At 63.7% G+C, this 20,762-nt stretch carries 16 protein-coding genes, 1 pseudogene and 1 riboswitch; of the genes and pseudogenes, 9 read left to right on the top strand and 8 right to left on the bottom strand.

All coding sequences use genetic code 11. The annotated features are described in order from the left end of the window. The first annotated feature begins 377 nt into the window (after window positions 1-377). The 4 genes from ABD654_RS02680 (at window position 378) to pyk (ending at window position 4,977) form a co-directional block, all read left to right on the top strand. Window positions 378-1,526, top strand: a complete 1,149-nt coding sequence (locus ABD654_RS02680; protein WP_344702017.1) for an RNA-guided endonuclease InsQ/TnpB family protein — start codon at window positions 378-380, stop codon at window positions 1,524-1,526. Between the two features lie 177 nt (window positions 1,527-1,703). Beyond that, window positions 1,704-2,480, top strand: a complete 777-nt coding sequence (hyi, locus tag ABD654_RS02675; RefSeq protein ID WP_344702015.1) for a hydroxypyruvate isomerase — start codon at window positions 1,704-1,706, stop codon at window positions 2,478-2,480. An 82-nt stretch (window positions 2,481-2,562) separates the two neighbouring features. After that, window positions 2,563-3,450 (top strand): 2-hydroxy-3-oxopropionate reductase, encoded by an 888-nt coding sequence (locus tag ABD654_RS02670; protein ID WP_344702013.1) that lies wholly within the window; start codon window positions 2,563-2,565, stop codon window positions 3,448-3,450. A gap of 48 nt (window positions 3,451-3,498) precedes the next feature. After that, entirely contained in the window at window positions 3,499-4,977 is a 1,479-nt protein-coding gene (gene pyk, locus ABD654_RS02665) for a pyruvate kinase (protein ID WP_344702019.1), read from the top strand. A gap of 65 nt (window positions 4,978-5,042) precedes the next feature. Here pyk and uraH read toward each other — a convergent pair whose 3' ends face one another. Further along, entirely contained in the window at window positions 5,043-5,459 is a 417-nt protein-coding gene (gene uraH / locus ABD654_RS02660; protein WP_344702011.1) for a hydroxyisourate hydrolase, read from the bottom strand. A gap of 271 nt (window positions 5,460-5,730) precedes the next feature. Between uraH and ABD654_RS02655 the strand changes: the two are divergent. Both ABD654_RS02655 and ABD654_RS02650 read left to right on the top strand, forming a co-directional pair. Continuing rightward, window positions 5,731-6,840: pseudogene (locus tag ABD654_RS02655) on the top strand (RNA-guided endonuclease InsQ/TnpB family protein); the annotation flags it as partial. 389 nt (window positions 6,841-7,229) lie between these two features. Next, on the top strand, window positions 7,230-7,883 hold the full coding sequence (locus tag ABD654_RS02650) for a peroxiredoxin (RefSeq protein WP_344702009.1): 654 nt from the start codon (window positions 7,230-7,232) through the stop codon (window positions 7,881-7,883). Between the two features lie 114 nt (window positions 7,884-7,997). On the opposite strand, the gene cydB is transcribed toward ABD654_RS02650, so the two are convergent. From cydB to ABD654_RS02625, 5 genes are all read right to left on the bottom strand, one after another. After that, a complete protein-coding gene (gene cydB / locus ABD654_RS02645) occupies window positions 7,998-8,996 on the bottom strand; it encodes a cytochrome d ubiquinol oxidase subunit II (protein ID WP_344702007.1) in 999 nt (332 codons plus the stop codon). After that, window positions 8,993-10,405, bottom strand: coding sequence for a cytochrome ubiquinol oxidase subunit I (locus tag ABD654_RS02640; RefSeq protein ID WP_344702005.1), 1,413 nt, complete (start codon window positions 10,403-10,405; stop codon window positions 8,993-8,995). The genes cydB and ABD654_RS02640 overlap by 4 nt, the downstream gene beginning before the upstream one ends. A 130-nt stretch (window positions 10,406-10,535) precedes the next feature. Next, window positions 10,536-12,272, bottom strand: coding sequence for a thiol reductant ABC exporter subunit CydC (gene cydC, locus ABD654_RS02635; protein WP_344702003.1), 1,737 nt, complete (start codon window positions 12,270-12,272; stop codon window positions 10,536-10,538). Further along, window positions 12,265-13,938: a thiol reductant ABC exporter subunit CydD gene (gene cydD, locus ABD654_RS02630; RefSeq protein ID WP_344702001.1), complete on the bottom strand. Its 1,674-nt coding sequence runs from the start codon at window positions 13,936-13,938 to the stop codon at window positions 12,265-12,267. The genes cydC and cydD overlap by 8 nt, the downstream gene beginning before the upstream one ends. Window positions 13,939-14,001: 63 nt before the next feature. Beyond that, the gene (locus ABD654_RS02625; RefSeq protein ID WP_344701999.1) at window positions 14,002-14,958 is read right to left on the bottom strand and encodes a sensor domain-containing diguanylate cyclase; all 957 of its coding nucleotides are present in this window, start codon (window positions 14,956-14,958) and stop codon (window positions 14,002-14,004) included. Window positions 14,959-15,262: 304 nt separating this feature from the next. On the opposite strand from ABD654_RS02625, the gene hglS reads away from it, so the two are divergent. Then, on the top strand, window positions 15,263-16,657 hold the full coding sequence (gene hglS, locus ABD654_RS02620; RefSeq protein WP_344701997.1) for a 2-oxoadipate dioxygenase/decarboxylase HglS: 1,395 nt from the start codon (window positions 15,263-15,265) through the stop codon (window positions 16,655-16,657). A 43-nt stretch (window positions 16,658-16,700) separates the two neighbouring features. On the opposite strand, the gene ABD654_RS02615 is transcribed toward hglS, so the two are convergent. Beyond that, complete coding sequence (locus tag ABD654_RS02615; RefSeq protein ID WP_344701995.1) at window positions 16,701-17,948, bottom strand: D-amino acid dehydrogenase; 1,248 nt, start codon at window positions 17,946-17,948, stop codon at window positions 16,701-16,703. 69 nt (window positions 17,949-18,017) lie between these two features. Beyond that, window positions 18,018-18,117: riboswitch (glycine riboswitch) on the bottom strand. Between the two features lie 278 nt (window positions 18,118-18,395). Here ABD654_RS02615 and ABD654_RS02610 point away from each other — a divergent pair. Next, on the top strand, window positions 18,396-18,689 hold the full coding sequence (locus ABD654_RS02610; RefSeq protein WP_344701993.1) for a hypothetical protein: 294 nt from the start codon (window positions 18,396-18,398) through the stop codon (window positions 18,687-18,689). Window positions 18,690-18,700: 11 nt separating this feature from the next. Here the strand turns inward: ABD654_RS02610 and ABD654_RS02605 are convergent, their stop codons facing one another. Continuing rightward, window positions 18,701-19,588: a DMT family transporter gene (locus ABD654_RS02605; protein WP_344701991.1), complete on the bottom strand. Its 888-nt coding sequence runs from the start codon at window positions 19,586-19,588 to the stop codon at window positions 18,701-18,703. A gap of 89 nt (window positions 19,589-19,677) precedes the next feature. Between ABD654_RS02605 and ABD654_RS02600 the strand changes: the two genes are divergently transcribed. Further along, entirely contained in the window at window positions 19,678-20,565 is an 888-nt protein-coding gene (locus tag ABD654_RS02600) for a sirohydrochlorin chelatase (protein ID WP_344701988.1), read from the top strand. Window positions 20,566-20,762: the final 197 nt, after the last annotated feature.

The raw sequence follows: 20,762 nt of genomic DNA, 5'->3' as shown, positions 1-20,762 counted from the left end.
ACCGGAACGAGGCCAACTTCATCGCGATGATCTACCTGATCGGCAGCCCGGTGGGCCGCCTGCTGGATCAGGCCAAATCCACATGAAACGACGAAGAACCCAATAATGCCGTGAACAGGGCGTATTCACGGCATCATTTTCGGCATTATCCACTTTTTTCCCTGCCGACGCTTGCGTCAGGGCAAGAGACAGCGCATCAGGCTTTTCCGGCTAGCGACCAAGGTCGAAAAGAGGCGTGCTGCCCTTTTTATCCAAAGGCGCGTAAAACCCTTTCCTGACGCCCGGCGGGGGAAGGGAGGGGATATAAGCGCGGTGCCCGATGGGCACCTCGGGCTTTAATGATTGCCATGTTACATAACTTGAGATAGCTTGTAAGAATGACGGTTGATCGTGCCTACAAATACCGATTCTATCCGACGCCCGAGCAGGAAGTCCTGCTGGCGCGGACGTTCGGGTGCGTGCGATACGTCTGGAATGCAGTGCTGCGGTATCGCACCGATGCGTTCTATCAGCGTCAGGAAACGGTCAGCTACAACGATGCCAGTGCCTTCCTGACCCGAATGAAGAAGGCGCCGGAGACGGCTTTCCTGTCGGAAGTCAGCTCGGTGCCGCTGCAACAATGCCTGCGGCATCAGCAGGCTGCTTTCAAGAACTTCTTTTCCGGGAAGGCCCGGTACCCACGCTTCAAGAGCAAGCACCATCGCCAGTCGGCAACATTTGCCAGCTCGGCGTTCAAGTACCGCGACGGCCGGATTTTTCTTGCCAAGTGCAAGGAGCCGCTGGCGATTCGGTGGAGCCGCGAGCTTCCCGCCACGCCCAGCACCGTCGTCGTTTCCAAGGATGTCGCGGGTCGATACTTCATCAGTTGCCTATGCCAGGAGGAAGCGAAACCTCTGGCCGTGGTGCCAAAAATGATCGGTATCGACCTCGGCCTGAAAGACCTGTTTGTGACCAGCGACGGGCATCGAATCGGCAATCCCCGCCACACGGCAAAGTACGCGGCCAGACTGGCCAGGGCACAAAGACGGCTGAGCAAGAAAGCGCCTGGCTCGGCGAATCGTGCCAAAGCCCGCCGGAAAGTCGCCCGACTTCACGCCAAAATATCCGATTGCCGGAAGGACAACTTGCACAAGCTGTCCCGCCAGATCGTCAACGAGAACCAAGTGATCTGCGTCGAAAGCCTGTCGGTCAAGAACATGGTCAAAAACCGCTCGCTGGCCAGGTCGATCAGCGATGCCGGCTGGGGCGAATTCGTGCGCCAGCTAACATACAAATCACTCTGGGCAGGTCGGCAGTTGGTTCAGATCGACCGCTGGTATCCGTCGAGCAAACGCTGCTCTGACTGCGGCCATGTCATGGACAACATGCCCCTGCATATCCGCGCCTGGTGTTGCCCGGAGTGTTCCTCGCACCATGACCGCGACATCAACGCCGCGGTCAACATTAAAGCCGCCGGGCTGGCGGTGTTAGCCCTTGGAGAGAATGTAAGTGGCACAGGGCACGCCCCTGCGTCCGATTCTCGATGAAGTGGGAATCCTCTTCCTGATGCGCTAAAGCGCGAAGGGAGGGGAGCAGTCAAGACGCGGCCGCGCCATGGTAAAGCACAATAAGACGACCCATACCAATGTCGCCACAACGAACCGCACGACGCGCCCGGCCCAGGGGCCGGGGAAGAACATATCCGCTAACACAGGAAAGCTGCCATGGCTCGCTTTGCTGCTAACCTCAGCATGCTGTTTACCGAGGTGGAGTTCCTCGACCGCTTCCAGGCCGCCGCCAAGGCCGGCTTCAAGGGCGTGGAGTACCTTTTCCCCTACGACTTCGAAGCGTCCGAGATCAAAAAGCGTCTCGACGACAACGGCCTGGAGCAGGTGCTGTTTAACCTGCCGGCGGGCGACTGGGCCGGCGGCGAGCGCGGCATCGGCTGTCACCCGGACCGCGTGGACGAGTTTCGCGACGGCGTGGATCAGGCCATCGAATACGCCAGGGTTTTGGGCAACGCTCAGCTTAACTGCCTGGCCGGCAAGCAGCCGGAAGGCGTAAGCGACGAAGAGGCGCGCAAGACGCTGATCGACAACCTGCGTTTTGCCGCGGACAAGCTCAAGGCCGAAGGGATTTTGCTGATCGCCGAGCCGATCAACACCCGCGACATCCCGGGGTTTTTCCTCAACCGCACCGAGCAGGCGCTTTCGCTGTTTGACGCGGTGGGCAGCGATAATCTTAAACTGCAGTACGACATCTACCACATGCAGATTATGGAAGGCGACATTGCGCCGACCATCGAAAAGCACCTCAAGCGCATTGCCCACGTGCAGCTGGCTGACACCCCGGGCCGCCACGAGCCGGGCACCGGTGAAATCAACTATCCTTTTCTCTTCAGCCACCTTGACCGCTTGGGCTATAGCGGCTGGATCGGCTGCGAGTACAAGCCCGCCGCCGGCACCCAGGAAGGGCTGGACTGGCTTGACAGCGTGCGCTGATCCGTCAACGCCCGGTGCATGCTGCAACACGCTGTTTGGCGACACGCTATTTGGCGACACACAATTTGCGTAGGAGAACGACATGAGCAAGATCGGTTTTATTGGACTGGGTATCATGGGTCGCCCGATGGCGGGCCACCTGCTGGACGCCGGCCACGACATCTACACCGCGCTGCACAGCTCGCCGCTGCCGTCTGATCTCAAGGAAAAAGGCGCTAACGTGGTCGCAAGCCCCAAGGCGGTTGCCGAACACTCCGAGATCATCATCACCATGGTGCCGGACACCCCGGATGTGGAAAAAGTCCTGTTCGGCGAAGACGGCGTCATCGAGGGCCTGAAAAAAGATACCCTGGTGATCGACATGAGCTCCATCGCGCCGATGTCCACCCAGGACTTTGCCCAGCGCATCAAGCAGGCCGGCGGTGACTATCTCGATGCGCCGGTATCCGGCGGCGAAGGCGGCGCCATCAATGCCGCGCTTACCGTGATGGTAGGCGGCAGCGAAGCGGCCTTTGCGCGCGGCAAGCCGGTGCTTGAAGTGATGGGCTCATCTATCACCCATATCGGCGAAAACGGCGCGGGCCAGACCTGTAAAGCGGCCAACCAGATCGTGGTGGCGCTGACCATCGAAGCCGTTGCCGAAGGCCTGCTGTTTGCCTCCAAGGCCGGCGCCGACGTTGCCAAGGTGCGCGAGTCGCTGCTTGGCGGGCTGGCGCAGTCGAAAATTCTCGACGTTCACGGCGAGCGCATGATCAACCGCGCCTTCGACCCGGGCTTCAAGGTCAAGCTGCATCATAAAGACCTCAACCTGGCACTGGAGGGTGCGCGGACGCTGAACCTGTCGCTGCCGGGTACTGCCAACGTTCAGCAGCTGCTGCAGGCCTGCGTTGCCAGCGGCGGCGCCGAACGGGACCATGCGAGCATCGCCTGTGTGCTGGAACAGCTGGCCAATCACGAAATCGGGCAGTAGTCCGCCGCTGAGGTTTAAATGAATACCGTTTATGTGAATAACGTTCGTATCAACAACAGCGCCTATACGCCCATTCGCCGCACAAAAATTGTTGCCACCCTGGGGCCGGCAAGTGACCGTGAGGGCGAGCTGGAGCGCATGCTGCGCGCCGGCGTTGACGTTGTGCGTCTGAACTTTTCCCACGGCACGGCAGCCGAGCATCGCAGCCGCCTGCAGCAGGTGCGTGACATTGCCCAGCGCATCGGCAAAAGCGTCGCCGCCCTTGCCGATCTGCAGGGCCCCAAGATTCGCATCGCCCGCTTCAAGGACGGCGAAGTCGAGCTCGAAGAAGGTCAGCCCTTCGTTATTGACATGGAGCTTGACAGCGACGCCGGCGACGCCACCCGGGTCGGCTGCGACTACAAGCCCTTGGCGGATGACCTGAGCATGGGCGATCGCCTGCTGCTGGATGACGGCCGCCTGGTGCTTGACGTTGACGCGGTCAAGGGCTGTGAAGTCCACACCCGCGTGGTGGTCGGCGGTACGCTCTCCAACAACAAAGGCATCAACAAGCTCGGCGGCGGCCTGTCCGCACCGGCGCTGACCGACAAGGACAAAGAGGATGTGCAAACCGCGCTGGATATCGGCGTGGACTACATGGCCGTGTCGTTTCCGCGCAGCGCCGCCGACATAGAACAGGCGCGTCGGCTGCTGGGCGAGAAAGGCCGGGAAATCGGTTTGGTGGCCAAGATCGAGCGCGCCGAGGCCGTAGCCGATGACGACACCCTGGACGGCATTATCCGGGCATCCGACGCGGTCATGGTGGCCCGGGGTGATCTGGGCGTGGAGATCGGCGATTCCCAGCTGATTGGCGTGCAAAAGCGCATTATCAAGCACGCGCGCAGCCTGAATCGTGCGGTGATTACCGCCACTCAGATGATGGAGTCGATGATTGAATCGTCTTTGCCCACCCGAGCCGAAGTTTTCGACGTGGCCAACGCCGTACTCGACGGTACCGACGCGGTGATGCTCTCCGCCGAGACGGCCATCGGCGACTTTCCGGTCGACACCGTAAAAGCCATGGATCGCGTTTGCCTGGGGGCCGAGCGTGAACGCAGCGCTCAGGAATCCGGCCACCGGATTCACCAGGGCTTTACCCGCAGCGACGAGACCGTGGCGCTGTCGGCGATGTACGCCGCCAACCACCTGCAAGGCGTGGCCGCGATTGCCTGTATGACATCAAGCGGCTATACCGCGCTGATGGCCTCGCGCATTCACTCGGGCCTGCCCATTGTGGGGCTTGCACACAGCGCTGTCGCCCAGCGGCGCATGGCGCTGTATCGCGGCGTGGTGTCGCTGGCCTTTGATACCAGCCACATGGCGGCCAGCGCGCTTCACGACAACGCCTTGGCGCTGCTGGTCGAAGAGGGGCTTGCCCACGTCGGCGACCACGTCATCGTCACCCGCGGCGATCACAGAAATGCCCATGGCGGCACCAACACGCTGACGATTCTCAGCGTTACCGCCGACCACCGGCGCGGCGCCTAGGCCCTGCTCGGGCAAGCCTTACGCAGGGCGATGCCGCCGTCCGGGCAGGCGTTGGCAAGCGGGGATCAGTTACCGCGGTACGTTGAGTAGCCGTACGGGCTCAGCAGCAGCGGAATGTGGTAGTGATCCAGCTCGCCGTCAATGGAGAAGACCACCGGAATTTCGGGGAAAAACGTTGCGGTTTCATGGTTTTTGAACCATTCGCCGGTCTCAAACGTTACGCGGTAGGTGCCGTTGGCCAGTGCCGTGTTTTCGGGGTAGAGCGCATTAATACGGCCGTTTTCGCCGGTCGTCGCGGCGCTGAGCTGCTTCCAGCCGCTGTCCTGCTTTTGCTCCAGGGTGACATCAACGCCGGACGAGGGCAGGCCATTTTCGATATTGAGCACGTGTACACTCAAGGGGTTGTCAGCGGCGATGGCGGTGGTAGCCAGGGTGGCAGCCAAAGCGCCGGTGGCAAGCGCTGCAGTCAGTTTGGTGCTCATGGTGCGTCTCCGGAAATAAAGTTGTTCAGACGTTATACGTATTTCGGCATGCGGGCGAATTTTTATAGTACTTTGCTGATAGCGTCAAGGGCACAGCCTTCGTCAATGGCCGAGCCGCCGGCACCGGCTACGCCAATGGCGCCAATAACCGCATTGTCAATTTTTACTCATCAGCGCGTAAAGCATCGCCCCATGCGGGCGGTGATAAAAGCGCGCACCGCAACGCGGTGCCGGGGTTGAAGGTCCCATCACCACCTGATATTTATACAAAATGACGAAGCGCGTCTACAAGTAACGGTTTTATCCGACGCCCGAACAAGCCGCCTTGCTGGCGCAATCGTTTGGCTGCGTGCGTTTTGTCTGGAACAACACCCTGGCCTATCGCACCGAAGCGTATCAGCAGCGCGGGGAAACGCTCACCCACTCGGCAGCGGAAAAGCGGCTGGTGGCCCTCAAGGCGGAATATCCGTGGCTGAGGGACGTGTCCAGCGTGATCCTGCAACAAGCCCTGCGCGATCAAAAAGCGGCCTTCGATAACTTCTTCAACACCAAGCTCAAGGCGCGATATCCGCGCTTCAAGGCCAAGGATGGTCGGCAATCCATTCGGCTGACGAAAGCCGCCTTCCGCTATCGGGACGGCGAGATCACTATCGCCAAAACAAAGGCGCCATTGCCGATCCGCTGGAGCCGCCCATTGCCCGGCGCCCCGTCCAGCGTCACCCTTTCACGCGACCGTGCAGGCCGCTACTTCATCAGCTGCCTGTGCGAATTCACGCCCGAGCCGTTGCCGTTCTCTCCTAACACCGTAGGTATTGATCTGGGGCTGACCGACCTGTTCATCACCAGCCAAGGGCAGAAGTCGGGCAACCCGCGCTACCTCAAACGGTACGCCGCCAAACTGGCCTACCTGCAACGCCGACTGAGCAAAAAGCAGCGAGGCTCGAACAACCGCCACAAAATGCGCCGCAAGGTGGCGCGTCTGCACGCCAAAATCGCGGACTGCCGCCGCGACGCCATGCACAAGGCCACCCGGACGCTGGTCAACGAAAACCAAGTGATCTGCGTCGAGACGTTGAACATCACCGGCATGCTCAAAAACAGAACACTGGCCAGAGCCATCAGCGATGCCGGCTGGGGCGAGTTCCTGCGCCAGCTGGCCTACAAGGCCGACTGGGCGGGCCGCCAGCTCATTCAGGTCAGCCGGTGGCTGCCCAGCAGCAAGACGTGCCACCATTGCGGCCACAAGATCAAAAAGCTGCCGCTATCGCAGCGCCACTGGCACTGTGACGGCTGCGGCCAGGCCATTGACCGCGATATCAACGCGGCCAGGAATATCGAAACCGCCGGACGGGCGGAGGTAGCCTGTGGAGCGACTGGATCGGGGCTGTGGCCTGATCGTCACGGTCTAGTGAAGGCGCGTGGAAGCAGGAAGGTTCTCGGGGTGACCCGGGAACCCTCGCCCAAAGCGCATAGCGCAGCGGGCGGGGAGTATCAGCGGTACGCCGCCGCCGAGCAGCAAAAGCCCGTCCACGGTGTTGAGGTTTTGCGACTCGGGATCGTTGCGGGCAAGACACTGTCGGTACGGCTGAATTTTGTAAAAAAGTGTTGTTTCCGTTTGCCGCTTGGCCAGGTGGTTATCGTAATTAAGTAATAATAATTTTTTATTTAATGCGATTTGGCTATAAAAATTCGCTGCGCTATGATGGCTTTTGTATTTGATCATCCCGCACCTATCCAAGACGCTGCTCATATAACCGTCAGGAGTCAACGATGTCGCTACGTATCAACGAGACCGTTCCGGATTTTGAAGCGTCAACCAGCCAGGGCCCCATCCGTTTTCACGACTGGATCGGCGATGACTGGGCGATCCTGTTTTCCCACCCCAAGGACTTTACCCCGGTGTGCACCACCGAGTTCGGCGCCGTTGCCAGACTCGATGCCGAGTGGAAAAAGCGCGGCACCAAGGTGATCGGCGTTTCCGTGGACGGCGTGGAAGAGCACAAGGGCTGGATTGACGATATCGAAACCTACTGCGGCAGCGATGTGGGCTTTCCCATCATTGCCGATGAAGATCTCAAGGTATCTAAACTGTTCAACATGCTGCCGGCTGAGGCCTACCTGCCGGACGGCCGCACGCCGGCGGACAGCGCCACGGTACGTTCGGTATTTATCATCGGCCCGGACAAGCAGCTCAAGCTGTCCATGACCTACCCGATGAACGTCGGGCGTAACTTCGGTGAGATTCTGCGCGCGCTGGACGCGCTGCAAACGGCCGCCGGCCACGGCGTTGCCACACCGGCCGACTGGCGCGTCGGCGAAGATGTGATTATTCCGCCGACCGTCTCTGACGACGATGCCCGGGCCAGGTTCGGCGAGTTCGAGGCGCCGCTGCCCTACGTGCGCAAAACCCGCCAGCCGCACTGACACTCTCCGCCCGCCGCAGTAAACTCAAGCAGGCTGAACGGGCATGCAGGCAAAAAAGAAACCGCCTCGCAAAAAGCGAGGCGGTTTTCTTGCGGTTTGCCGGCAGCGAGTGGGTTAATGGTAGCCGTCATCCGCTTTTACCTTGCCGCGGAACACCCAGTACGACCAGGCGGTGTAGGCAAGAACGATGGGAATCACCAGCACCGTGCCGACCAGCAGAAACATCTGCGAGGCCGGCGCCGAGGCGGCGTCCCAGATGGTGTAGTCGGGCGGGACGATAACCGGCCACTTGCTGGCAATCATGCCCAGGTAGGTAAAGACAAAAAGCCCCAGCGTCATCAGGAAAGGCCGACCTTGCTCACGGCGTTTGACCGCCCGATAAAGGGCGGCGGCGCAGGCCATGGCGAGAATCGGCAAGACCCAGATCACGTGCAGCTGGTTGAGCCAGCGCTCGCGCACATCAACGCTGACCAGCGGTGTCCACAGGCTGACAATGGCAAAAATGCCAAGCACCGCCAGCAGCAGCCGGGGCGTAATCCGGTAGGCCCAATCCTGCACGTAGCCGTCGGATTTCAAAATCAGCCAGGTGGCCCCGAGCAGGGCGTAGCCGGCCATCAAGCCCAGCCCGGTCAGCACGCTAAACGGTGTCAGCCAGTCGAAAGGCCCGCCGACAAAGACCCTGTCTTCCACCGGAAAGCCCTGAATATAGGCACCGACCACCGCTCCCTGGGCGAAGGTTGCCACCACCGAGCCCCAGCAGAACGCGCGGTTCCACCAGTGGCGATTTTTTTTCGACTTGAAGCGAAATTCAAAGGAAATGCCGCGGAAAATCAGGCCCGCAAGCATCAGGAACACGCCGATGTAAAGCGCCGGCAGAAACACCGAATACACCAGCGGAAAGGCACCCAGCAGGCCGGCGCCGCCCAGTACCAGCCAGGTTTCGTTGCCGTCCCATACCGGGGCGACCGAGTTCATCATCACATCGCGTGACGTTTCATCCGGGGCAAAGGGATACAAAATCCCCAGCCCCAGATCAAAGCCGTCCATCAATACATACATGATGACGCCAAAGCCGATAATGCCGGCCCACACAAGCGTAATATCCAGACTCATGACTTGGCCTCCCGCAGGTCGTTGTCGTCAAAAGGCGTATGCACAGCGGACAGCGGGCGCTTGGCGCGCTCCACCTCGCCGTGGACTTCGTCGGGCTCGGGCAGCATGCCGCTTTTGATAACCCGGGTGAGGTAGTAGATCCCCACCATGAACACCACAGCGTATACCGCCATGTAACCGATCAGCGAAAACAGTGCCGTACCGCCGGAAAGAGACGGCGTTACCCCCTCGGCGTGGGTCATGACACCGTAGACCAGCCAGGGCGCGCGGCCGGACTCGGTGACCACCCAGCCGGCCAATACCGCCACGAAAGGCGCGCCGATCATGCCCACCAGGGTTTTCAGATAGAGCGGATGGCGGTAGACGCGCCCGCCCCGGCGCAGCACCAGCCCGGCCAGCGCCACGGCAATCATCGCAAGGCCCAGACCGACCATGATGCGAAACGCCCAGAAGACGATAAACACCGGCGGCTGCTTGTCAGCGGCCACCTCCTCGAGCCCGGGCACCGTGCCGTTGACATCGTGGGTCAGAATCAGACTGGCCAGATGCGGAATGGCCAGCTCCCAGCGGTTGGTCTGGGCGCTCTGGTCGGGCAGGGCAAACAGCAGCAGCGGTGCGCCGGCCTGAGTTTCCCAGTTGCCCTCCATGGCGGCTACCTTGGTGGGCTGGTGCTCAAGGGTATTGATGCCGTGGAAATCTCCGACCACGGCCTGGGCCGGTGCCAAAAAGAGCAGCAGCCACAGGCACATGGAAAGCGCTTTCTTGTTGGCCTCGACGTCGCGCTGGCGCAGCAGAAACCAGGCGCTGACGCCGGCCACCACAAAGCCCCCGGTCAGAAATGACGCCATGACCATGTGGGCAAAGCGATAGCGAAACGACGGGTTGAAGATGGCCTCGCTCCAGGAAGTGATGTGGAACTGGCCGTCGACCAGCTCATAGCCCACCGGGGTCTGCATCCAGCTGTTGGCGGCAAGAATCCAAAACGAGGAAATGAACGTGCCAAGCGCCACCATGAGCGCGGCGAACAGGTGCGCGCCTTCGGGCACCTTGTCTCGGCCGAACAGCAGCACGCCGAGAAAGCCGGCCTCAAGGAAAAACGCCGTGAGTACTTCATAGCTGAGCACCGGCCCTAAAAAGTTGGACGTGGCCTGAGAGAAGTTGCTCCAGTTGGTGCCGAACTGAAACGACATGACGATGCCCGACACCACGCCCATGCCAAAGACCACGGCGAAAACCTTGGTCCAGAACAGGGCCAAACGGTCCCAGGCAGGGTTTTGGGTTTTGTAGAACAGGCCGTGCAGCAGGGCAATGTAGGATGCCAGGCCGATGGTAAACACCGGGAAAATGGCGTGGAACAGCACCACGAACGCAAATTGCAGCCTGGAGAGCAGCAGCGGATCCAGCTCCATGATGACCTCCGAGGAAAAGAGAGCCGATACAGGGGAGACGGCGACGGAGCGGCCGGCGTTTGATCGTCAGGGAAAACGAGATGAGAGGGCGGCCGCTTCAGCGCCGACTATGCGTTTTACGTATATCTTATTACCGAGCGGCAGGTGGTGTGCCATGGTGTATTGTCGCAGCGGCCGGGCGTCCTTCAACGAGAGTCACGCGGCGTGCGATGCCGGCCAGCGCCGCGTCGTCGGCCTCGTGGACAAGATAGACCACGCTGCGCCCGGCAAGCCAGCGGTCCAGCGCGGCGCTGAGCGCCTGCGCGGTAGCGCGGTCGATGCCGGCGAAAGGCTCATCGAGCACCACCAGCGCGGGGTCGCGCAGTACAATCCGCGCCAGCGCCACTCGGCGCGCCTGCCCGCCGGAAATACGCCGGCCGCCTTCACCCACCCGGGTGTTGAGCCCTTGCGGCAGCGCATCGGCCCAGTCAGCGAGCGCAACCTGGTCAAGCGCGCGCCATAGCGCGGCGTCATCGGCGTCCGGGCTGGCAAGGCGCAGGTTCGCCGCCAGGCTATCATCGAGCAGCTCGGACTGCTGGGTCAGTACCGCCACTCGGCGGCGCAGCGCGGCGTCGGGCCAGGCGTCGAGCGCTACGCCGCCCAGCGTAATACGGCCTTCTGACGGCGCCAGCTGGCGGCCGAGCAGGGCGGTGAGCGTTGATTTGCCCGAGCCCGACGCCCCTTCCACGGCCAGGCGCTCGCCGGGCGCGAGCGTGAACGACAGCGCGCTCAGCGCCGGCTGCAGCGCATCCGGGTAATGCACGCCGACGCGCTCAAGCGTCAGCGTCAGGGCGTTTTCCGGCGGGGGCGCTGCGGCCGGCGGGGTTGTCGTCGGCGTGGCGTTCAGCTCATTGAGGCGTTCGGCGGCCCCGCGGGTGGCCCCCAGCCAGGTAAAGGCCGCCGGCAGCGCGCCGAACGCCTCGTTCATGGCCAGCACCGCCATGGGCAGCATGACCATCACCGCACCGCTGATGCCGCCGGCCTGAAAGGCCCGGGCGGCCAGCCACAGCGTGGCGAGCGTGGCGCTGCCCACCAGCCACACCTGCACGGCGTTACCCAGCGCAACCCGGCGCCCCAGCCGGCGCTGGCTTGCGTGCAGGCGCGCTTCCAGCGTTTCAAGCCGGCGCCGGCGGTGGGCCAGAGTGGCGTAGGCTTCGAGCTCTGCCAGCCCCTGCAAGGTGTCAATGACCCCGCCGCGCAGCGCCTCAAGCTCGTCCACGTGGCGCCGGCTGGCGCTCATGCCCAGCCGCGCCTGCCCCAGGGTCAACCACAGCCAGCCGGCCAGCAGCACGGCCGCCAGCACCGCGCCTGCCTGCGGCACAAAAAACGCCGCGCCGGCGCTGAGCAGGGCGCCGGCCAGCAGCGCCACGGCGGGCGGGGCCAGCAGCCGCAGATAGAGGCTGTCCAGGGTGTCGATGTCGGCGGTCAGGCGGTTGAGCCAGTCGCTGGCCCGGCGGCCGGCGAGTACCCGGCTGTCCTGGCCGGCCAGCGCGGTAAAAAGCCGGGTGCGCAAATCGGCGAGCAGGCGCAGCACGGTGTCGTGGTTATAAAGCCGCTCCAGATAGCGGCTGGCCGTACGGGTGACGGCAAACAGGCGAATCGCGCCACCGGGCACGTACACGTCCAGCGTGGCCGCCGCGCCGGCGGCGAGCAGCAGGCCGGTGAGCCCCGTGGCGGTGATAAACCAGCCGGATACGGCAAACAGCCCCAGCGCCGAGAGCAGCGTCAGCGCCATGAGCCCCCCGCCCAGCCACAGCCGGCGCCGCCGCCCGGCGAGCACGCCAAGCCAGGGGCGCAGCGCGGTGATCAAAGAGGGCGCTTTAGCCATGGAAAAGCTCCTTGAGCCGGCCGTGATCGAGCTGCCAGCGGCGGCTGGCCAGCCGGATCAGCGCCGGATGGTGGGTGGCAATCATCAGGGTGCGCCCGGCGGCCTGAAGATCGGCTAGCGCGGCCATCACGGCTTGTTCGCTGTGCCTGTCCAGGCGCGCGGTGGGCTCGTCCAGCAGCACCAGCGGCGCGGCGGATAAAAAGATGCGCGCCAGCGCCAGCCGCTGGGCCTGGCCGCCGGAAAGCCCGGCGCCGTGCTCGCCTATCGGAGTCGCCAGCCCCTGGGGCAGGCGTGCCAGCAGCTCGCCCAGGTGCGCACTGCTTAGGGCTTGGGTCAGCGCGGCGTCGTCGGCCTGCGGGTCGGCCAGGCGCAGGTTGTCGGCAAGCGTGCCGTGCACCAGCAGCGGGCGCTGGTCCATCCACGCAAAGCGCAGGTTCCGGGCGCGCCGGCAGGTGCCGACTTCCTCGGGGGCGACAAAACCGGCCGCCAGCTGCAGCAGCGTGGATTTGCCGCTGCCTGAAGCACCGGTGACCACCACGGTATCGCCGCGCTTGACCGTCGCGGTCACCGGCCCCAGCACCGTGCCGCGGCCCGGGTGGGCTACGCTGGCGGCATCGAGCACCAGCAGGTCTTTGTCGCTTGCCGGGGCGGGGTGTGTGGCGTCGCCGCGGCGGTTGGCCGGCACCGGCTGGTTGAGCAGCTCGGCGATGCGTTCGGCTGCGCCGAGGGCGGCGGCGCGGTCGTGATAGTGCTGGGCCAGGCTGCGCAGCGGCTGAAAGAATTCCGGTGCCAGCAGCAAAATCAGCAGCCCGCTGAACAGCGTCAGCTCGTCGGCGGGGCCGTACTCGATATAGCCCAAAAGCCCGAAGCCGACGTAGATGGCCACCACGGCAATGGCCGCCGAGGCAAAAAACTCCAGCACCGCCGAAGATAAAAACGCCAGCCGCAGGGTGCGCATGCTGCGCAGGCGGTAGCCGTCTGCCGCGGCGTGAACGCTGTGGCCGGCGCGCCGGGTCTGGCCGAACAGGCGCAGCGTGGTCAGGCTGCGCACCCGGTCGATAAAGTGGCCTGAAAGCCGTGAAACGGCGGCAAACTGCTCGCGGTTGAGCCGCTCGGCACCCATGCCCACCAGCGCCATGAACAGCGGAATCAGCGGTGCGGCCAGCAGCAGAAAAATCGCGGCCAGCCAGTCCAGGTAAAACGTTACCCCCAGCACCAGCAGCGGCACCGCCACGGCCAGCACCAGCTGCACGCGAAAGCGCGCAAAATAGCCGTCCAGCGCTTCGATCTGCTCTACCGCTTGATACGCCAGCGAGGCGGTATGGTGGCCGGCCACCGCGACCGGGCCCAGCTCGGCCAGGTGATCCAACAGCCGGCGGCGCAGGCGCTTTCGCACCGCCAGCGAGGCGTTTTGGGCCAGGGTTTCCCGAGCGTAGCCGAAAAGGCCGCGCAGGGGCAGCGCGGCAAGCCACAGCGCCAGCAGCGGCGCGGTGCGCGCCAGCGGCTGGTGGTTGACCAGCAGCGCGCTTGCCACCCAGGCAAACAGCGCCGCTGCGAGCAGCGCCAGGGCGCTTTCCAGCAGCCCGCAGGCCACGGCCAGAGCCAGGCGGCGGCGCTGGGTGGCGGCAAGATCGGTGAGTAATCGGTGGGCGGTAAGCGCAGGCATGCAGGCTCCTTGCGGGACAGGCCACCAGCGTAAGCCCTGCGCCGGCGTGCGCCAACGGCTGCGCTAGTGCGCTGAAGGGGTAATGACGGCGGGTGCCGCCTTCAGCACCTTGTTGCGGCCTTGATCCTTGGCTTGGTAAAGCGCGTCGTCAAGGCGCTTGAGACAGCGGCTCGGCGTATCGTCCGGCGCCAGGGTCGTCACGCTTAGACTGGCCGTAATGCGGCCCACTGTACTAAAGGCGTGGGCGGCAATCAGCTCGCGCAGGCGTTCGGCCAGCTGAAGCGCCTCCCGCTGGCCGGTATCGGGCAGCACGATGACAAACTCTTCACCGCCCCAGCGGGCAAGAATATCGGGGATGCGCAAATTGGCGTCGAGCAGGGCCACCAGCTCGATGAGCACGTTATCGCCCGCGGCGTGGCCGTAGGTGTCGTTGACCGGCTTGAAGTGATCGATGTCGAGCAGAATCAGCGCCGAGCACACCTGTTTGCGCCGCCGCCGGGCCAGCGCTCGGCGTATTTCCTCGTCAAAGCGCTGGCGGTTATGCGCGCCGGTTAAATAGTCGGTGGTGGCATTGCGCGCAAGCTCTTGTTCCAGGCGCTTTTGCCGGGAAATATCGCGCACGGTGGCCTGCAGCAGAACCTCGCCGGGCATGTCAATCCGGCTGAGCATGATCTCGGCGGGAAAGACGCGCCCGCTGTGCGCCCGAAGGCGCCATTCGAACAGCGCCTTGCCGTGGCGCATGGCCTGTTTGACGTAGAGGCTGCCCAGGGTGCGGCTATTTTTACCGCCGGGCTGCTGGGCCGGGAAAAAGTGCATCAGATCCAGCTTGGGCAGGCAAGCGTTGCCCTCGATGCCCAGCAGCGCCAGCGCCGCCGGATTGTAATCAATGATGCGATCCCGGCGGACAAACACAATGGCTTCGCGAGACTGCAAAAACGCAGCCCGGTAGCGCTGTAGCAGGGCGGTGTCGGCACATGGCGCTGACGCTTGCCGGCGCGGTTGTTTTTGACTGCGAACCATCACAAGTTCCCTTCGCCGAGCGGCCGTGCCGGCGAGCCTATCGGGTTGTTGTTTCATGCCCGCCGGCGGCGCCACGCAAGGCAATAAACGCATAAAGTATGCGCGCTACCTGCCTGACTGGCAAACCGGCAAAGCGTGGCCTTCAGGCTTGTATGCAGGGCAGCCAACGATTGTGTGAGCCGCGGCGATGGCGCTTTGGTGCAAAAAGCGGGTTTATTCGAGCAGGTATCATGACCGGCCGTCCGGGTATAGTGGGCAGACACGTTGCAGCTTGACAAGGAGTCTTTATGAGCAAGGAGTTTTTATGAGCCAGTGGATAAGCCCCGATCAGATACGCGCGCGCTTTGCCGGCGCCATGTCGGCGATGTACCGCCGGGAAGTGCCCCAGTACGGCGCGCTGATTGAGCTGGTGGAGGAAGTCAACCGGGATACCCTGGCCGCCGACGAAGCGCTTGCCGCCGGTCTGGCATCGGCCGGCGGGTTGCACCGGCTGGCAGTGGAGCGCCACGGCGCCATACGCGTAGGCACCCCGGATGAGCTTGCCATGCTGCGCCGCCTGTTTGCGGTGATGGGCATGTATCCGGTGGGCTATTATGACCTGGCCCCGGCCGGCGTGCCGGTGCACTCCACGGCGTTTCGGCCGGTCGCCGACGACGCCCTGCAGAAAAACCCGTTTCGCGTTTTTACCTCGCTGCTGCGCCCGGAGCTGATCGCTTCAGACGCCCTGCGCCAGCAAGCGCTGGCGCTGCTTGACGCGCGGGACATTTTTACCCCTGGCGTCAAAACGCTGATCGAGCGCTGCGAGGTCCGGGGCGGGCTTGACGACGCCGATGCCGACGCTTTTGTCGCCGAGGCGCTGGAAACGTTTCGCTGGCACAGCGATGCCACGGTGGACAAGCCTACCTACGACGCGCTCAGCGCCGAGCATCCGCTGATTGCCGATGTCGTCTGTTTTCGCGGCCCGCACATCAACCATCTGACCCCGCGCACCCTGGATATCGACGAAGTCCAGCGGCGCATGCCCGAACGGGGCATCACCCCCAAGGCCCTTATTGAAGGGCCGCCGCCGAGGCGCTGCCCGCTGCTGCTGCGCCAGACCAGCTTTAAAGCGCTTAACGAGCCGGTGCGCTTTGGCGCTGCTGCAGGCTCGCATACCGCTCGCTTCGGCGAGATCGAGCAGCGCGGCGCGGCGCTGACGGCCAAGGGGCGCGCGCTGTACGATCGACTGCTGGCCGAGGTGAAGGCGCAGCCCCAAACGTCGGACAACGCCACCCATCAGGCGCGCCTGACAAAGGCGTTTGCCGCGTTCCCCGACGACGAAGCCGCGCTACGCCGCCAGGGACTGGCGTTTTTCCACTATCGGGTGGCGGACGCTGACCGGCGGAGCCGCCAGCGCCCGGCCGAGGCCCCGGGCGAGGCGCATATTGAGGCGCTGATTGCCGACGGCGCGCTGGCGGCCACGCCCATGGTGTATGAGGACTTTCTTCCGGTGAGTGCGGCGGGCATTTTCCAGTCGAACCTGTCGGCGGATTCACCGTCGGTTGATGAGTCCGCCCGTCGCCCCGGTAACCACACCAGAGACAGCCAGACGGCGTTTGAGGCCGCGCTGGGCAGAGAAGTGATCGACGAAATTGCGCTGTACGCGCAGCGCGAGCGGGCCTCTCTGGAGGCGGCGCTGGAAGCGCTCAAGGCCCGCTGAACGTGAGGGGCCGCCGTGCCAGGCGGTGCGGCGGCCGTAAAAGCTAGCGCGCGTGGGCTTCCACCCCGGGCGCTGCCGCGGCGCTGACGTTATCGGCCAGCAGCTCTGCGGTAATCGCGGAAAGCGTCCAGCCCAGGTGCCCGTGGCCGGTGTTGTAAAACACCGTCGGCTGTTTGCCCCGGGTCACGCGGGGCATCATGTCGGGCATCATCGGCCGCAGCCCGGCCCAGGGCACCACCCGGCGCGTGCTCACGGAGGGAAAGCATTCCTCCACCCAGCGGATCAGCGGACGAATGCGGTCGTCGCGAATGTCTTTGTTAAAGCCGTTGAACTCGGCCGTGCCGGCAATACGGAAGCGATCCGTCCCAAAGCGGCTGGCCACCAGTTTGGTTTCATCGTCAAGCAGGCTGACCGCCGGCGCGGCGCGCTGCGAGGCGTCGTCGTCAAGCTCTACGGTGATGGAGTAGCCCTTGACCGGATAGACGTTGACGCGGTCGCCAAGCTTGGCGGCCAGCGTGCGACTGGCGGTACCCGCGCAGATGACCAGGCCGTCAAAGGTTTGGCGTACCGGGGCCTGGTCGTCGGCCGCCGAGGTGATCCAGGCACCGCTGTGGCCGGCGCCGAGATCGTGTACGCGGTGGCCGTAGAGAATCTTGCCGCCGCGGCGCTCTACCGCCTGTGCCAGCCCATGGGTGAACTTGTGAATATCGCCCGAGGCGTCGCTTTCGGTATAAAAGCCGCCGTAATACTCGCCGGCAAGCGTCGGCTCGATGGCGCGCATTTCTTCCTGGGTGACTGCGCGGCGCTCAAGCCCGCCCCGGGCCAGCAGCTTGGAGACTTCGGCGGCGTGGTCAAAGCCGGCCTTGTCCCGATAAATATGCAGGATGCCTTCATTCTTGAGGTCAAAATCGATGTTTTCTTCTTCGGCCCAGGCAAACAGATGCTCGCGGGCGGCAATGGCCAGCCGGGCGGTTTCCGCGGTGTTGTCGCCGTAGCGGGGAATGGCGCGGATAAACTCGGCAAACCAGCTAAGCTTGTGCCAGCTGGGTTTGGGGTTGACCAGCAGCGGCGCATCGCGGCGCAGCATCCAGCGCAGCCCCTTGGAAATGGTCGGCCAGTGATTCCAGACCTCGGCATTGGAAGCCGACAGCTGGCCGCCGTTGGCGTAGGAGGTTTCCATGGCGGCGTAGCGGTTTTGTTCGAAAACGCTCACGTCAAAGCCGCGCTTCAACAGGCTATAGGCGGTGGTAATACCGGTGATACCGCCACCGATAACAGCAATATGGCGCATGATGTGCTCCCGGAAAGGGTCAAGGGGGTGATAAAAAAGCGTAGCCGGACTGTTGGTCGGCGTTTGGCGCTCGCCCCTTCCGTTTTGAACCTGAGAGATTCACGCCTGCAGCGCTTGCTCCTTCGGTGTGCCGGCGCATTCAGGCCGGCCGCTCTTCGGAATGTTGTGGCGCAGGCGGTCCGGTTGCCTGAGAGTTTCCGGGGCTGTTGCTCCTTCGGCGCTGCCCGCCGGGCGGCGTACGCGTTTGCCACGTACGCGCCGGGGCAGTCTCTCCCGCGTGCGCTGGGTATGTAATACCCCGGGCAGGGCCGGTGATGCAATGCAAAAAAAGTCTATAGGCGCCGGCCTGGTGTCGGCCAACGTTGCGCCCGGCGGCGGGATAAAGGGATGATGGTCGCCAGCACTTGCCAACGCGATATCACTTGCAAACACGAAAGGGGCGATGACATGGCGGCTAGCGGATTTTTTGACGATGCAGGCGAGGCCATCGGTAACGCCATCCAGGCGGTAGTGACGTTTTTACGCTCGCTTTTTGCCAATGTCTTGGCCGCGGTGAACGACGTGGTGAGCGGGCTGACCCGATCGCTTGGCATCAGTGACTCGTTTTTCAGCATCCTGGTGCTGGCGGTGGGCCTTTTTCTGCTGCTGGGCGGGTTTCGCGCGCTGCTGCGCGGCAGGCTGCTCGGGACGATCGTGCAGGTGGGCCTGGGGCTTTTGGTGCTGGGCTGGCTGACCGTGTAGCGTTTTCGCGCTCAGCGACGCCGGCCCAGATGTGCCTGAAGGATGCCGCCGGCCAGTACCAGGCCACCGCCGGCCAGCTGCAGCGGCGTCAGCGCCTCGCCGAACAGGCTCCAGCCGAATACCACAACCGCCAGCGGTTCGCAGTAGGCAAGCGTGCCGTACAGGGCCGTAGGCAGGCGGTTGATGGCCAGCACCGCAAACAGCAGCGCCAGAAAACCGGGCACCAGGCCGGCACCCAGCAGCCACGGCCACTGCCAGGGGGCCGCCGATAGGCCATCAGGGCTGAGCAGGGCGAACGGCAAAATGGCCAGCGCGCCGAAAAACAGCTGCCAGAACGCGCCGGTGCGGTCGTTAAGACGCGGCGGCAGGCCGCGATTGGTAAGAATAAACGCGCTGTACGCAAGCATTGCCAGCAGGCCAAAGCCCAGGCCGATGGCGTCGTCGCCGCCGCGTAGCTGCAGGCGAAATTCCTGCATCATGGCAAAGCCGAAAAGCGCCGTGGCAATGCAGGCAATCTGGGTGCTGCTTAGCCGCTCACCCAGCAGAAAGTGGGCGATGACGGCAGATACCACCGGCGCCAGATACACCATTAAAATGGCGTTGGCCATCTGCGTATAGTTCATGGCCTGGACATAGAACAGAATGAACGCGGCGAGAAAACCGCCGCTGAGCGCCACACCCCAGCCCGGCGCGTAGCGCAGGTAGCGGCCGCGCCGGGTAAGCAGCAGATAAAGCAGCAGAAAAAAGGCGCCAAGCCCCAGCCGATAAAACGTGATGCTTTCGGCGCTTAGCCCGGTAATCCGTGAAATGACCCCGATGGTGGCCATGCCCACGGCGCCGGCAACGGCAAGCAGCAGGCTGGAAAGTGAAACGGCGGTGGACCGGGAGGATGTCGGCATGGTGCTTCCTGGTTCGTACAGCGGTTAAGGCGCCACATGCTATGCCGGCTTGCGGGTATAGCACCATTCCCCAATAGAAGGACGATGCCATGTCAGAGCCTAAACGCGCGATTTTTCTGGTGGATAACGGCTCGCTACGCGCCGGCGCCACGCACAGTTTGCGCCGAGTCGCCGCTCAGCTGAGCGCCGCCTGCGGTGAGCCGGTACAGGCGGCCTCGCTTTTGCATTCGTACAAGATTCCCGCCGAAGCGCTGGACGGTGAACCGGCGATCACCCTGGGTCCGGCCGCTGAGCGGGCCGCCGCGCAGGGGGCGAAGGAAATCATCGTCATTCCGTTTTTCTTCGGCCCCAGCCGGGCGCTGACCGATTATCTGCCCCGGCGGATGGGGGAGATGCAGGCGCGTTTTCCCGGGGTAGCGGTTACGGTGGCCAAGCCGCTGGTGGACGAGCAGGCCCCGGTGGATCTGCGCCTGGCGCAGATACTGGCCGATAACGTGCGCGCCGGCGCGCCGCGCGGCGCGCCGTTCAGCGTGGTGCTGGTAGACCATGGCAGCCCCGCCCCTGAGGTGACGGCGGTGCGCAATCGCCTGGCCGGCCAGCTCAGTGTGCTGCTGGCAAACGAGGCGATCCGCGTGCTGCCGGCGTCCATGGAGCGCCGCGAAGGCGATGCTTACCGCTTTAACGAGCCGCTTTTGGCCCAGGCGCTGGAAAGTGACGCCCTGGCCGAGCATCATCTGGTGCTGGCTTTGCTGTTTCTTTCGCCCGGGCGCCACGCCGGGGAAGGCGGCGATATCGCCGAGATCTGCGCGGCGGCCACAAAACGGCCGGGCCGCGACATCAGTGCTACCGCGCTGGTAGGGGAACATCCCGGCATCGTTGCTATTCTGGCCTCGCGCGTCGCCGAGGTGCTGGCCGGCCGGGCGCTGTGCCGGCTTTCGCCCGAAGCGGGCGAACAGGCCGCGATCACTCGCCGATGATGCGGCGGTAGGTCTCTCGGGTGGCGGGCTTGCGCTGATCGTCGAGCATATCGCCGCCCAGCAGTGCCTGAAGCTCATCGGCAAGTTCTACGTAAACCCGGCTTATTCACCGGAACGCTGATTGGGCATCCTGAAGCCCCGGGGAGCCGGTAGCTCGTCGCCGAACGCCGATTTCGAGACGGCATCGTCTTCCGGTG

Origin of the sequence: Halomonas cibimaris, assembly GCF_039537045.1 — a bacterium.
Lineage (GTDB): Bacteria > Pseudomonadota > Gammaproteobacteria > Pseudomonadales > Halomonadaceae > Vreelandella > Vreelandella cibimaris.
Note: the sequence above shows the minus strand (reverse complement) of the source record. Positions and strands in the feature narration are given on the sequence as shown.